A 15,426-nucleotide genomic window follows, 5' to 3' on the forward strand; every position below is an offset into this window, starting at 1 on the left:
TGTAAGCTTGTATAGGGCTGCGTCAAAACTCGCATGCAGCGTTTGTCATTACTGTTAAAATTCAAGCAAGTTATGAGATTTTCCAATTTAACAGCATATAGGCTCAAACAGTTGACGCAGCTTTTCCTATACTTCGCTAACAAACTCTAAGCCTCTTCACAAAATACTCTTTTATCAGCTACCACTCCACATCAATTTATAACTTAGTATTATAACATCATTCTTATTCTACTTTTTATAAAAAAATCCTTTGAGTATATCAATCAAGATATAAAATATATCGTTCAAGCTTCAACATAAAAACAGAGTTGTGAACCCCAACTCTGTTTTTTACTATATATCTCAGGTTATAGATTTGATTTCCATAGACCATGAAGATTGCAGTATTCGTAAACGTCTACGCTGTCTTTATTACAGAATACAGCTTTGGGTTCCTGCCCCGGATTTAAATGAATCCTTTCAATTCCGTCATCAGATACAACGGCAATCCATTCAATGAAATGCTCAGGTATCATGGGATGTGGTACAGACCCAACTTCTACCACTATTTTGCCATCCTTTCTGGAGGCAACCGGTACATGCTTTTCCTGAGAAGCATCAGTAGTGTTTGCCGCCAGCTTTGTCATCGGTTTGCCGCAGCATACGAGCTCCCCTCCGCCGTTTTTTATAAGCTCTACAATATTCCCGCATACACTGCAGCGGTAAAAAGTTACTCTTTCTTTCATGTTATACCCACCTCTCAAATAATTATTTGTTTGTAAAGTATGGCTATTAATAATAATTATAATTAATCTGCCATTCTATGTCAAATCAAAACGCTTATGACTGCTCCAAGTCCTAATGCGATGGCCAGAGCTCCGTTAATGATAATGAAGTTCTTGACTGCCAGTACAAAGGTATCCTTTTTGCTCTGATGATCATAAAAAAGTTTAATATGCTTGCTGACCAGGAAATAAGTTGCAAGAAGCAAAATACAGAAATATGGAATTGCCTTCAATACAATTAAAATCAAAAGCGTCAAATATGCAAAATGATAAGATGCTTTGAAAACCTTCAATGCCTTTTCTTTTCCTATGTATATGGGCAAAGTATATCTGCCGTTTTGAATATCATCTTCTATGTCGCATATGTTATTGGCCAGCATTATGTCACCGATTCCTATGACAGAGGGCAATGACAGCAGGATTATATAAAGCAATTCCGCAATGTTAACCCCGAGATTCAAAATACCTCCGCTAATCCCTAATGTTATAATGCCCCGGTCAAGCACATGAATATATATGGCCAATATAGGTATAAAGAAACCCATAACCCCGCCGGAAAACACCTCTCCAAAGGGAGTGCGGGATATAGGTACCGGACCGTAGGAGTAAGCTATACCTATTATAAAAGACATTCCGCCAATGAGAAGCACAATGATATTGGTGTTCAAATATAGCAAAAATCCAAATGCTGCAGCTATGGCCAATAACATAAAAATCGTTGCCCTTACGCTTCTTTCGCCCAAATTATATCTGACAATAGCATTATGGCTTTCATATCCGTAACCATATTTCACATTTGCCTTTTTATAGTCCTGATAATTATTGATTGCAGTAGTGGCCATATCTATACATAATAATGAAACAAGCATCAATAGAAAGTTTTTTAATATAAAACTATCATATCTATATATTGCATAAAAAGTTCCTATTAAAAAAGGGATGATGCTTGCCGCCTTGGTTTGTATCTCTACCAGCTTAAAAAAACTGCTTATGGTCATATCCGACTCTCCCATTTTGCTCATATATCATTTGTTGTTCCCGATGAACCAATCTATTAATTTTCGTGAGATGCTTATGCTTCCGGGTATTTGAGGCATATCACCGGCCTCAAACCAATCAGCATGCTGTATTTCATTTTCCTGGAGCACAATTTCGCCTTTATCATATTCTGCCGTAAAGCCTATCATCAAAGAATTAGGGAATGGCCAGGGCTGGCTGCCAAAGTACTCAACATTTTTAATTTCAATGCCCACCTCTTCCCTTACCTCTCTTCTTACACATTCCTCCAGGGATTCTCCTGCCTCAACAAAGCCTGCCAGTACGCTGTAAAAGCCGGTAATTGAATTTTTATTCTTGGCCAAAAGAATTTTATTATCTTTTACTATGGCTACAATGATAGCAGGGGATAGCCTCGGATAGAAAAAGAGTCCGCAATGCGGGCATATCTTGGCATGCTCATCGATTTTATCCTCAGTCTTTTCCCCGCATTTTCCGCAAAATCTATGATTTTCATCCCAATTTACTATTTGAAGAGCGCGGCCTGCTATCTGAAAAAAAACATCTCCTATTTCAGCATATGCCTGCCTGAGGTTAAAGGCTTCCATGCCCCTAAGAATAGTCTTTTCTTCAAGCAGCCTTGATGCATAGCAGGGATTATTATCTATACTGCCTATATAAAAGCTTTTTCCAACTAAATCTTCAGCGGAAACATCCATGGAATCCGGAATCTTATAAGCCTCGTCAGTCTTTTTTAATAATATTTTGTCCTTATGAAATAAAAACCAAAAATAGGGCTCTCTATCATCAGCCGAAGGCAAACTGCCCAGCTTGAAATCATCTATCAACAATTCTATGTTCCTTCTCTCTCGTTATACATTAAACCTGAAATTGATGATATCTCCGTCTTCCACGATATACTCCTTGCCTTCCAAGGTGGCCAGGCCCTTTTCCTTAACCTTCTGCATGGAGCCAAGTTCCTTCAAATTCCTGAACTTGCACACCTCTGCCCTTATAAAGCCCTTTTCTATATCGGAATGAATCTTGCCGGCTGCCTTTCGCGCTGCAGTGCCCTTATTTATCGTCCATGCTCTCACTTCATCGTTTCCCGCAGTGAGGAAGGAAATCAACCCAAGATACTCATAGGCGGTCTTTGAGAGCTTATCAACCCCGGATTCAGTTATTTCCAGGTCTTCTAAGAACATCTCCCTATCCTCAGGATCTAATTTGGCTATCTCCAGCTCCGACTTTATGCACAATTGAATAAGAGGAGTATTAACATTTTTAGAGTGTTCCATAAGAGCTTCCTTGGAGGGATAATCATCAGCCCTGAACTGGTCTTCATCCACATTGACAACTAAAATCATAGGTTTTTCAGATAGGAAGCCAAAGGTTTTAAGATGCTCCTTCTCCTCATCGCTTAGATTCAGATTGTGTATCAAAAGCCCGTTTTCAAGACCTTCCTTGCACTTTTTAAGCACTTCCAGTTCAGCCAGATTTTCTTTTGTGACCTTCTTAGAGGTTTGTATTCTTTCTATTCTATTATCTATCACTCCCAAATCGGCAAAAAGCAGCTCCATATTTATGGTTTCTATGTCCCTCATGGGGTCGATGCTGCCTTCAACATGAATAACCTCGTCAGATTTAAAAGCTCTGATTATATGTATCAAAGCATCGGTTTTTCTTATGTTATCCAAAAATTGATTGCCTACTCCTTTGCCTGTGCTTGAGCCGCTCACTAGACCAGGGACATCAATAACTTCAATTGTTGCATATGTTGTTTTCTTGGGTTCATACATTTGGCTGAGAAAATCAATCCTTTCATCAGGGATCTTAGCTATGCCGAGGTTTGCATCGACCTTGCCCGTTGAGAAGCCTGCTACTTCCTGATCTGATCCCGTCAACAGATTGAACAAAGTAGTTTTGCCGACAGACGGCAGTCCTATCAATCCAATTTTCATTATAATACGCAGGGCCCACTATATTAAATAATAACCCTGCTTTTCAACTCCTTTTCTAAGATATACAATTGATTTTACTGCAATAACTCATTGGTGCATCTTGCCCCAGGTCATCTTCTCTTGCTCCTCAGGACTAAAGTTTTTGCAGTGAAATCACAATTGTATTGTATCATAAAATTCTTATTCTTTGCATCATGTTTATAATCCTCTCAGTTTTCCGGCCCTGCGAGCTCAACTGCAAGCTGAGACCCAACCATCGCATTATTGTATATGAGAGCAATATTTGATTCCAGGCTCTCTCCGCCTGTGATCTCTTTTACCTTTGCAAGGAGGAATGGAGTGGATTCCTTTCCTTTTATACCTTTTTGCTCCGCTTCTGCAACAGCATTATCGATGGCCCTTGTAATCATATCATAATCCATCTCATATTTTCCCGGTATAGGATTGGCTATGACTATCCCGCCGTTAAGGCCCAGATCCCATTTTGTCTTAATAATATCAGCAAGCTTCTTTACCGAGTCTACTCTATAATCAACCTTGCAGCCGCTTTTCCTTGTATAAAAAGCCGGCATCTCGCTGGTACCAAAGCCTATTACAGGCACACCCTGAGTCTCTAAATACTCAAGTGTCAAGCCTATATCAAGTATCGATTTTGCTCCTGCACATACCACGGCCACATTAGTGCGGGCAAGCTCCTGGAGGTCAGCCGAAATATCAAAGGTTTCTTGCGCCCCCCTATGTGCTCCGCCTATCCCGCCTGTTGCGAAAACCTTGATGCCTGCCAGTGCCGCAATAATCATAGTAGATGCTACTGTAGTAGCTCCATCAAGCTTTTCAGAAACTATAAAGGGCATATCCCTTCTGGAGGTTTTCACAACATTCTTTGCCTTTCCCAGATATTCTATTTCCTCCTCGGTCAAGCCGACCTTCAGCTTTCCCTCAAGAATTGCAATGGTGGCAGGTACTGCTCCATTTTCTTTCACGATCCTTTCCACCTTGAGTGCAGTCTCCACATTTTGCGGATATGGCATGCCATGAGATATGATGGTGGATTCCAGGGCAACAACGGCCTTTCCGTTTTTTATTGCATCTGCAACTTCCGGTTTTATATCTAAATATCCTTCCAGCATAAATTTATCTCCTTCATCTTTGATTTTATACTCTGCACCGATATATCAGGATTAATAGTATCCTCGTGTGAAAGGGCGAGTATTGATGCGGCTACGGCCATATTGGCGCTCTCCTTGATGCTCAGATTATAATAATGTCCATAAGCGAGAGCCGCCATAAAGGCATCCCCCGCTCCTGTAGCATTGATTACTCTAATTTTGGGTACTTGTATGTGAGCAATACTGCTTCCGTCATTGTAGAATATTCCGTTATCACCCAGGCTTATGAAAACCCTTCTGACTCCTTTTGCCAGAAAATATTCCGAAGCTCGCTTCAGATCATCATCATCTTTTATTTCAATTCCCGTGAGCATCTGGGCCTCAATTTTATTAGGCTTGATGGTGTGAAAATATCCAATCACTTCTTTAACCTTTTTTGCCTTTGCAGTTGAGACAGTATCAAGAAAAAAGTCAGTTCCTTGGTATGTTGTAACAATATATTCGATCACTTCTCTGGGTATATTGGTGTCAATAACACAGAGCTTCGAATCCTCGATCACATTCCTTTTTTCTTTTATAAAATCAACGCTCATGTTTTCACAAATATCCATATAGGATATTGCCGCAGCCATATCGCCTGATTCGTCAAGTATAGACAGATATGTAGAGGTTGACTCTCCTTTAAGCACCAATGTATCTCTCATATCAAGCCCGATCAACTTCGCTTCTTTAAGTATGGCATAGCCGTAAGGATCATCTCCGATAACGCTCAACAGCCTTGTTTCGATTCCAAGCTTCACCAGATTTTCTCCGATATTTCTACCCACTCCCCCGAGGGATACTTTTATCTTCCCCGGGTTTGAGTCTCGGGGAATGAATTTTTCATAGGGAAAGCCCTGTATATCCATGTTTGCGCCGCCGACAATTGCAATGTAGGAATTACTCATCTTCTTGACTCCTTTATTATTCTAACTGATCATATCATAAATTTACTACAAAACCATCTATTAGTCAAAATGAGATTAAATATCAAAAAGGCTTCAATAATATATTCGGGCCAGGATTAAGTCAGCTCTGTCACTTTTTATATTGGATATCTCGAAATCCGAAGAACCGCACTCGCAATCCTTTGCTTTTATTAATATAATATCTCCTTTATGTATAATAGTTTTGTCTTCCGCAGCAGCTTTGATGCTTACCTCACCATTGACACAGTACACAACCTGCACACATCGGAAAAACCCTTTTTTATTTTGGAAGTCAACGGCTTTAGTTGTCTCTCCATCCAGATGTATGGCCTCCAGATCTCCCTCACAGCCTTCCCCCATCATCAGATTGAAATCTACCACTTTGCCATAGCTTTTGGTAGTCCAGCTTCCGTTGAAGGAGTCCTGATCAAATCTTTTCAGAACCTTCCTGTAGTGGCCTTCATGCTCCAGAAGTAATTCTCCTTCAATAATCATAATGATCCTGCTTATACCCGGCAATGAGGTAAAAACAGACTCTTCTTCTTCAACATTTGCCGAGCTCAGGCGCCAAGTGAAGTTGCGCTGGCTGTAAACAGCATCCTTAGGGTAAATTGCAAGCTGTGTCGTTGTGCCGCCTGACCAAAGACTTGTCTGTAGCTGTTCTTTTCTTACAATTTCAATTTCATACTCCATTTTTAATACCGCACCCCTCAATCATTATCAATTTTTGATCATCAAGGAAATATATTTATTAAAAGCTTTTAAAGAGCCCGTAAAAATCCTTATTATATTCATCAATCCATATCGGTCAATCATTTCTGTTTTTTTGTTTACAAAGATATTTACATATAGATTCGTCACCAGCAGCTCCCAATAATATCTTCGCAGGCTCATTCCGGAAGGGCGGATCATCACCTGTCCAAAGCTCCATTTTTCATAATCCTTTGCATTATAGAGCAACCTGTCTTCATATTTTTTATACATCGGCAGATTGGGGAACGGAGTCAAGGGACTGATGCTGGTTATCTGGGGTTTAAGGCTTTTTATATATCTTCTCAATGCACTGAAATCATTCGCATCCCAGTCCGGATGAGCCATAAAGGATGCCCAAACATCCACGCCTAGTTCCCGAAGGATTCCGGCCGCCTTATAGTTATCCTCTATTGTGGATTTTTTGCGGTAGTCCGCCAGCTCTGTATCTTTAAATGTTTCATAGCCCACCAAAACAGCCTTCAGACCGCATTCTACAAACTCTTTAATTGCATTTTTATATAAAATTATGCCTTTGACCGAACCATATACTATAAAGTTCTTCTTTATACCCATTCCTCTTATCAAACTGAGAAATGCCTTGACTTTTTCTTCGCTCGCAAAAAAATCGTTATCCATCATCATTATAGTGGGCTCTTTAATTTGTGCCATGTCCCTTTTGGTCAATTCCGGATCGATTAAGCCTTCCTCATAGCCTTCAATCCTCCATCTCAAGCAGAAATCACAAGCTTTCTCGCAGCCCACACCGAATTCCATTATTGCTGCGGGACGATAGCCAAAGTAGGAGTATTCACGACGATACTTTTCCGTAGAAGACCTATCAGGCAGCATATAGGCATATCTGCCTTTCTTCCTTGTCGATGCATAACCAAATTCTTTGGATCTGATTCCATCAATTTTGGATCTCATTGAGCCTTGAGCTAATCTTTCATAGAGCTCTATAAGGTTCTCCTCATTTGTATATTCAAAGATATGATCTACGGCGTCATGAAAAAAAGCTTCAGAATTTAAATATGCTTGTGTTCCTCCCACAATGGTGTGTATCTGATCATCCTCATTTTTTACTTCAATGCAAAGGTCAAGGACTTTATTTACGTCAATGCATAAACTGGTGATACCGACAGCTTCCGGACTGCATAATTTTATTTTATCCTTCAGACTTATAGTTTCAATCATCATATCAAAGATCTCTACATTATGATTCTCCTTTAAAACCCCATAAATCATCTCTAAGCCCAAGGGCTCTGAAAACATGAAATCGCTTAAAGTTATAGCTTGTTTGATCCTGGGCGGCCTCACCAATAATATTTTCAATTCATTGCCTCCTTTATTATTTAAATTGCTTATTTCATAAATTTTATTTTTCTGCAATGACTCATTGGTGCATCTTTCCCCAGGACATCTTCTCTTGCTCCTGCTGAGCAATTCAACTTAGTTATGTTGACTGATAACGATTGCGAATGCCCCAGGGCATCCTCTCTTGCTCCTGTGGAGCAATTTACCTTATGCTCAAGGACTAAGACTTTGTAAGCTTGCATAGGGTTGCGTCAAAACCCGCTTCGGCTCAAACAGTTGACGCAACTTGTCCTATGCTTCGCTAACAAACTCTAAGTCCCTTCACATTGAACGAGACTTCATTCAGTGGGGTTTCAACTCCACTGAATGTTAGTCGAGTCCATGCTGGACTTAGTCGCCCTTAGGCACATGCCGCCTATAGCGGTGTGGGTCTTAGGGCGAGTTAGTTCAGTGCTGCACTCTTATATCAGCCAGCAAAACCAAGGCATCCGCAGACGCTAAACAGATTCTAAAAGATATTTGGTGTAATCCTTCGCTTTATTTGATGCCGGTAATATAGATTTATTATGCAGTTAAACAAATACTTTCCCGGATTTTTGATAAATTCTCTTCGAAGAATATTCCTCTTAACTATTGAGGGAATGGTAAATAAGGATTCATAAAGCTGCCAATAAGCTTCCGTAAGCTCCTCAGGCGACATATTGGCAGGCATATGAACGGCTTCCGTACCGTCAAAGCTATAAATATCTTCCTTGACCAGACGCTTTTGATTTTCTATTTCTTTAAAAAATCTTGTGCCGGGTATGGGGGTCAATATATAAAACCTGGGTACTCCTATTTTGTTTCTCTCAACAAATTCCTTTGTGTCCTTTATCGACTCAATAGTATCTCCTTCTCCGCCAACTACCATTTCTGTCGATACATCAATGCCATAGCCCCGGATATTCCTGATCAGCCTTGGATAGTCAGCCGGATTTGCCCAGCCTTTATTCATCGCTTTCAGGCTCTCTTGGGAAATGCTTTCAAGGCCAAAGCTCAAAGCGGTGCAGCCGCTGTCAGCTAAGATTCCCAGCAGTTCATCATCTTCTCCTATCCTGATGTCGCATTGGCTCATCCAGGACATATTCATGCTTTTTACATGTTCCAGCAGCTCCATTAAATATTCTCTATCAGAAAAGATATTATCATCCAGAAGCAGGAATTTTTTAAATCCTAAATCTGCTACTTGCTGTATATCCCTGATCACCTCTTCAAGAGGTTTTTTGATATAGTGCCCCTTATATAAGCAGGCCACTGAACAAAAACTGCAGGTGTTGGGACAACCTCTTCCCGCCTGCACCGGAAGAAAATCTCCTATAGGCTTGTCCATGATCAAGTCAAATCTTGGCAGAGGTGTTGAAAAGCTTCCGCTTTTTAAATTATTTTGATATATCTTCTTCAGCCTTCCATTTTTAAAATCCTCTAACAGCTCTTTCCATACCAGCTCCGCATCACCGACCACAACTGCATCACAGTATTTCAGCGCCTCTTCTGCCATGATACTGGCCATATAGCCGCCCAATATCACGGTTTTCCCTCTTTCACGAAAAGCCCTGGCCAGATCGATAGAACGTATGACCCCATGCCCCATGGTGCTTATGCCGATCAAGTCCGCATCGGTATCCATTGGCACTTCCTCCAGCAGCTCCAATACAATCTCTACAGTCCAATCTTCCGGAGTCATGGCAGCCAATAAAGGCATAGCTAAACCGACAAAATACAATCGTTTCTTTTTTATTGGATGCTTAAATTTATCATAGGGGCTGGGTTGAATCAACAATAATTTCCTCATTTATTTTCCTCTCCAAATTTTCTGCAAATACTGCCAGCTTACGAAGCTGCTGCCTATGAGCATTTTAATATTAGCTTTAATGCCATACTTTTTTATCAGCGCAGCTACATGTCTTGGCCTCATAATAACCTTATAATATGAAGCCAACAGCTGCAAATAAAATTCTGATATGCTCATATGCTTCGGCTTTAAGGCTACATGGGCCATATCCCAGAGATGATAATCTTCGCAGCGAATCAATAATTCCGGCAGGTACATATCAAAAATATCTGTCCCAGGCAAGGGAGTTAATGGCTGAAGGTTCACAAACCTTACTTCAAGAGCTTTTAGCCAGGCAGTCAGCTCTCTGAAATCTTTTTTGCTGAAATCCAACGGAATTATCAATGTGGCATAGAGTTCAATATCCATGCTCTTCAGTATTCCTATACATTTCTCGTTGACCTGCTTTGTGGTTCCTTTATGGTAATCATGCAAGTCCTTGCTTCTTATGGACTCAATGCCGACTATTACCGCCTGCAGACCGCAATCTTTGAATTCCTTCAAGAGGCTTTCATTCTCGACTATGAAGTCTGCTCGCCCGTATACCAGAAACTTCTTTCTAATATTTCTTTCTTTGATAGCTGCTATGAAATCCCCGATCCTGTCCGCATCATACAAGAAATCATCATCAACTATATATATTTCTTCTTCTTTTATGGCTTCCAGTTCGTCGATAACATCTTCAACATCCCTTGCAAAATATTTCCCATCTGTAATTTCTCTGCAAAAACAAAACTGACAATTATATGGACAGCCAAAGGAGGTTTTGATCAATGCACAGGGCTTGTGAAACATATAGTAATAATACTTCCTATACTGCGAGACAGCCTCGCGTGCAGGATGCTTATATGAAAAACTGTATTTTTTGGGTCCTGACTCCTTGAGCATCTCTCTGATATCTGATTTACTCTTACCTTCCAGCAAGGCTTTCAATGCTTCATTAAATCCGTCAATACCATTTCTGTCAAACACGAAATCTATATACTCACATTTGAAATCCTTAGGTACTACCTCCGCATGAACTCCCCCAGCACCGGTGCTTATTTCCGGCAATAACCCTTTGGCTTGCTCCGCCAGTTTTTTTATAATTCCTACATGGGTGATATAGCCCGTAAATAATATAAAGTCCGGCTTCTCCTTTAGCAGGACAGATTCATATGAGATTTTCTCCAAAATCATATCTACTATTTTTATATCTATGCTTTTTTTGATAAAATCAGGTATATTAGAGACCAGGTATTCCAATTCAAGGGGCTCGCATATCATAACATGCTGAAGCCCAATGGTTTCTCTGTGGGGCTTTGGTCTTACGAGCAGCACCTTCACTGTTTCACCTTCTTCAATGTATAAACTGCAATTCTGGGCATGAAAAATTTCTCTTTGATTACCCCCAGCTCTTCTATCTCCAGCCATGGCTTAACCAGCTCCCTGAATTGAAAATCCGACGGATAACAAGCCTTACCGGTTGTAAATTTTACAAAAAATAAGCAGAACCTGTCATAAAAGCTGTTGCCGCTGGCAAAGGCCACAAATATCCTTCCATCGTCTTTTAAAATATTTGATAGATCAGCTATAACCTTGGCTTTATCCTTATAATAGGGAAAGGAGTGGGTGCAGATGATGATGTCAAATTCATCATCATATTTGTCCAATTCTGCCGCATCCATGCAGATATGATCGGCCTTGGGATTCCTCTTCATTGAAATTTCAAGCATTGCCTCAGAATAATCTATCCCTGTAATATCATAGCCTCCATATCTCTTTTCTATCTCTTCAATCAATTCACCGGGCCCGCAGCCCAGATCCAGAACCTTTAAATGCTTATTGCCTCTATAGCCTTTTTCTATGAGCTTCAGTATATAATTTCTTGTAGGTTTTAATGAATACTTTTGAACCCATAATTTATCATATCTGCTTGCCCAAAAATCCCATATTTTGAAAGCCATAACATTCCTCCTGTTTTATCACTGAACTAACTGCAATAACTCTAATTTAACTGTTGTGTTGACTGATAACTATTGCAGAGCTCCGGGACTAAAAGTTTGTAAGCTTGCATAGGGTTGCGTCAAAACTCGCCACATGAAACATTTGTCATTACTGTTAAGATTCAAGCAAGTTATGCGGTTCTCTGATTTACCTATGTTTCGGCTCAAACAGTTGACGCAACTTTTCCTATTGCCCCAGGGCACCTTCTCTTGCTCCTGTGTCGCAATTCACCTTGACTTCGCTAACAAACTCTAAGCCCCTTCACAAAGCACTCTTTTATCAGTCAACACAACAGATGCTTTGTCTTATATATTTCCATATGCGTTTTGACTTTAGCAGCCTCAAATGTGTCCAATAAAACAAAATATAAAATAGTGGGACCGGAAGCCTGGGCTTTAATACCAGATGAAGAAAGTCATATTTTTTTATATCTTGAGTTATCAGGTCTTTCTTTGCTTTTTCATAGCTGTTTGTACCCTTTATCGGAGTAAATACAGATATGGTATAAACGTCAATATCATGCTTCCTGATAAAATCTCTCAAGTCAATAAAATCTCTAAGGGAATAATCCGGATGCACCATGAATAATGCCGTTAGATCTATGGAGTTTTCTTTCAGCAGCGATATAGCCTCAGGGTAACGCAGCGCGTCCGTTGACTTGTGATAATCCTCCAATTCCTCATTGTTGACAGATTCAAAACCAACGATCACTTCTGCCAGCCCTGCTTTTTTCAAGCGAGGCAGCAGATCTGCTTCCCTTATAATAAAGTCTGCTCTTAAATATCCGATTATCTTAACCTTTAAATCAATTTTGCTTATGGCTTCTATAAAAGCTAAAGCATCCTCACGCATTGCAAAAAGTACATCATCCACAATCCAGAAATACTCTGCTCCAATATCAGCCATTTCTTCAACCATTTTATCATAATCACTCTTTATATATATTCCGCCATTGACACATCTGCAGTAACAGTACTCGCAGCCATAGGGGCAGCCTATGCTTCCTTTAATCAATGCCACCTGTTTTTTCTCCAGATATGATGTCTTGGGACTGATCATTTGAAACAAACGGCGATCGGCTTTGATTGAGTCTGCTGCTTTTATATAATGCTTTCCTCCAACCTTCCATATGCCATCTGCCGAACCGGCTTGATCTATGAAATAATCTACCCCTGCCTCGGTCAGCTTGTTCTTTGAATCCGAAATATGCTCGATAACCTGCTTAAAAACCGATAAGCATTGGGAATGAATGACATAATCTATGTTTTTATGATGAAAAGCAGATGCATTAAGCTGGGCATGAACTCCACCGACAATAACAATCACTCCGGAGTATTTTGTCTTGCAAGCCCTGGCTTCTCGTATGATTTCCTCTTCGGCTACGTTATAACCAGTAAGGACCACAACATCCGGCTTGATTTCTTCTGGTTCCTTGAGTCCGAATAAATCATCGGCAATATAGCACTCAATGCCGCTAGAGTCTAATACAGCCTCCAAATAGCAAAGTTCCAAGGGTTCAACCTTTACGGGATCAAATAATGAAAACAGGGTTTTGACTCTCACTTTTTTCAACAAAACAATCATAAGAGTCCCCCCTTTACGCTCTCTATCTCCGGCTTGAACGATACTTCCTTCAAGTCCATGTTAAATACATGATGCCGGATTTTATAGGGCTTGTATGAAAACATAGGCACTAAGCGCTGCAAAAGCTTATTGATAATAGGGTTACTATGATGCAGATATAAATATTTATACACTTCCCTGCATCCTATCTTCAATTTGCTTTCTTCTGCTGTCTGACCGAAGTTGATGGTCTTATATCCCCTCTCTATACCTGCTTTAAGGATCTTAAGCAGCATATTGTAATAAAGGTCATAAGGCTCGTTGTACTCCTTGCGAAAACCGCCAAATAGAAAGCAAAGCTCTCCTCCCAATTCTTTTAGCTGGATGAATCCCAAAAGCTGGCCGGAACCTGAATCGATAAATTCGAAAAAATCTGCTTCATAATCGGTAAAGAATTGCATAGGCAGTATTTCTAAGGGATTTTGGGTCCTATCCATTATGCTCAAATACAAATCATAATGCTCCCTGCTGAATCTTTTTCTGTCTAAAGATTTCACTATAAGGCCTTCTCCTTTTTTAAGCGCCTTCATAATCCTTCTCCTATACGAACTGCGCAGTGCTTTTAGATAATCCTCAAAAGAAGAAAATCTATTATTAAAAACAAAGGTTGATAAGGTTCTTCCTGCAACGAGCCTTTTAAACCCGGGATCAGCATTTAGCACTACCTTCAGCCCCTTCATCTCTTCTATGGCTCTTTCCACAGAAGAAACCTCTCCCCAATAGCCTTTGCAGCAGAGCGAAATAGGCAATCCAATGATTCTGACATCGGCTCTCAGCGGGAAAGCATGTTTGAAATTCAGCAGGTTTAGCTTTAAAGAGTATGAGAGGATAAAGCTGTCTCCATTAAAGCTATATATTTGACTGCATGGATTTACTTTTTCCAGGAGCTCCAGCAATACTGACAACTCATGTTCAAAAGGTAATTTTGATTTGATATCCGATAAATTGCTATAGACAGCCAATTAATGCACATCCTTTATATAGGCTTTATAGCGTTTATGCCTGCTATCTGCCCATTTAATGCCAAAGCTCTTTGAAAGAGTATTATTTTCGAGAATCCAACCGGATTCAAAATTATCATACCGCCCTTTAACGCATTGAAAACAATGATCAAACAATGCTAAAATCGCTCCTCGCCCTTTTTCATTCGGTATAACTCCCATTTCTACAATTTTAAAGGTATCTATTTTATCAGAAAAAAATTTATTTTTAATCACAGTTGATAAACCTAATGTCTCTGAAGGCTTCATCAATTGATGAAAATCGGGATACCATAGCATGAATCCTACAGGCGTTCCATTTTTTTCAACAAACAAAAGATTTTCAGGTTTTAACAAAAATCTGAAATCCTTAAACAATTCTAAATCTTCTTCAGCTTTTCGCGGATAATAAAAGAGATGCTCTTTAAAAGCTTCATTATTTATTTGAGTATATATATGCGCTTCGGCTTTTAAATTCCTGAAATCAGCCGGGCGAACCGTATATTTCTCTCTGATCCGTATCTGAAGTCCAGAATTGAGCAAATGCTCAAGTGAATGCATATCTTTTTTATAGCTTATCATTTCTATGGCTTTGAAGCCGCTTTTTTCAAAAAAGTCATGATAAAAAGGCGGGTTATGAGGCATGCCAAAGCTTTGCCGCTCCTCATAATTACTAGCTAAGAACCCCAAACCGTAATTCACATGAATATTTAAAGAGCCCGATATTTTATCTGCACCCTTTTCTTTAGTCAGGGTTTCGGCTCGATGGATTATTAAATCAAAGGCCTCCATATCAAATTTTTCGGCTTCAAAGAAGCCTATCTGCAGAAGCTCAGGCATCCGATAAGCATAAGCCAATATACATATCATTATAATTCTGTCGTCATTCATCACCATCAACGGTTCCAGGTAAGCAGACTTGCATAATTCACTCTTGCCGCTCAACAAACCCTTTAGCAGCCCTGACATAGAATTTCGCTTAAAAGGATTATTCAAATATTGATTTTCATAAAACTTGAAAAAAGCTTTCACATTCATATCGTCAACTTGTTTTAATTCCATTTTTCCTCCTGCAAACCACTGTGTGCTTATACTATTTATT

Annotated in this window: 14 protein-coding genes; all 14 read right to left on the bottom strand. The window is 39.8% G+C overall.

The genetic code is table 11. From position 1 onward, the window contains the following. Positions 1 to 347 precede the first annotated feature (347 nt). Entirely contained in the window at positions 348 to 725 is a 378-nt protein-coding gene (locus tag LJD61_RS12420) for a desulfoferrodoxin (protein ID WP_255227870.1), read from the bottom strand. Positions 726 to 805: 80 nt separating this feature from the next. Beyond that, entirely contained in the window at positions 806 to 1,762 is a 957-nt protein-coding gene (locus LJD61_RS12425) for a 1,4-dihydroxy-2-naphthoate polyprenyltransferase (RefSeq protein ID WP_255227871.1), read from the bottom strand. A 27-nt stretch (positions 1,763 to 1,789) separates the two neighbouring features. Further along, on the bottom strand, positions 1,790 to 2,611 hold the full coding sequence (gene nudC, locus LJD61_RS12430) for an NAD(+) diphosphatase (RefSeq protein ID WP_333783115.1): 822 nt from the start codon (positions 2,609 to 2,611) through the stop codon (positions 1,790 to 1,792). A gap of 21 nt (positions 2,612 to 2,632) precedes the next feature. After that, positions 2,633 to 3,721: a redox-regulated ATPase YchF gene (ychF, locus tag LJD61_RS12435; protein WP_255227873.1), complete on the bottom strand. Its 1,089-nt coding sequence runs from the start codon at positions 3,719 to 3,721 to the stop codon at positions 2,633 to 2,635. A gap of 209 nt (positions 3,722 to 3,930) precedes the next feature. After that, positions 3,931 to 4,851 (bottom strand): pseudouridine-5'-phosphate glycosidase, encoded by a 921-nt coding sequence (locus LJD61_RS12440; RefSeq protein ID WP_255227874.1) that lies wholly within the window; start codon positions 4,849 to 4,851, stop codon positions 3,931 to 3,933. After that, on the bottom strand, positions 4,833 to 5,777 hold the full coding sequence (locus LJD61_RS12445) for a carbohydrate kinase family protein (protein WP_255227875.1): 945 nt from the start codon (positions 5,775 to 5,777) through the stop codon (positions 4,833 to 4,835). Before LJD61_RS12445 ends, LJD61_RS12440 begins: the two co-directional genes overlap by 19 nt. A 93-nt stretch (positions 5,778 to 5,870) precedes the next feature. Then, entirely contained in the window at positions 5,871 to 6,491 is a 621-nt protein-coding gene (locus LJD61_RS12450) for a HutD/Ves family protein (RefSeq protein ID WP_255227876.1), read from the bottom strand. Between the two features lie 27 nt (positions 6,492 to 6,518). Beyond that, positions 6,519 to 7,883, bottom strand: a complete 1,365-nt coding sequence (locus LJD61_RS12455; RefSeq protein WP_255227877.1) for a B12-binding domain-containing radical SAM protein — start codon at positions 7,881 to 7,883, stop codon at positions 6,519 to 6,521. 490 nt (positions 7,884 to 8,373) lie between these two features. Next, a complete protein-coding gene (locus LJD61_RS12460) occupies positions 8,374 to 9,696 on the bottom strand; it encodes a B12-binding domain-containing radical SAM protein (protein WP_255227879.1) in 1,323 nt (440 codons plus the stop codon). Further along, positions 9,697 to 11,148, bottom strand: coding sequence for a B12-binding domain-containing radical SAM protein (locus LJD61_RS12465; protein ID WP_255227880.1), 1,452 nt, complete (start codon positions 11,146 to 11,148; stop codon positions 9,697 to 9,699). Then, a complete protein-coding gene (locus tag LJD61_RS12470) occupies positions 11,058 to 11,681 on the bottom strand; it encodes a class I SAM-dependent methyltransferase (RefSeq protein ID WP_255227881.1) in 624 nt (207 codons plus the stop codon). The genes LJD61_RS12465 and LJD61_RS12470 overlap by 91 nt, the downstream gene beginning before the upstream one ends. 319 nt (positions 11,682 to 12,000) lie before the next feature. Beyond that, positions 12,001 to 13,305 carry a B12-binding domain-containing radical SAM protein gene (locus LJD61_RS12475; RefSeq protein ID WP_255227882.1) on the bottom strand — a complete coding sequence of 435 codons (1,305 nt, stop codon included), beginning with the start codon at positions 13,303 to 13,305 and terminating at the stop codon, positions 12,001 to 12,003. Next, positions 13,302 to 14,306: a GNAT family N-acetyltransferase gene (locus LJD61_RS12480; protein ID WP_255227883.1), complete on the bottom strand. Its 1,005-nt coding sequence runs from the start codon at positions 14,304 to 14,306 to the stop codon at positions 13,302 to 13,304. Before LJD61_RS12480 ends, LJD61_RS12475 begins: the two co-directional genes overlap by 4 nt. After that, entirely contained in the window at positions 14,307 to 15,386 is a 1,080-nt protein-coding gene (locus LJD61_RS12485; protein ID WP_255227884.1) for a hypothetical protein, read from the bottom strand. Positions 15,387 to 15,426 lie beyond the last annotated feature (40 nt).

Origin of the sequence: Lutispora saccharofermentans (genome assembly GCF_024363565.1) — a bacterium.
Classification (GTDB): Bacteria; Bacillota; Clostridia; order Lutisporales; family Lutisporaceae; genus Lutispora; species Lutispora saccharofermentans.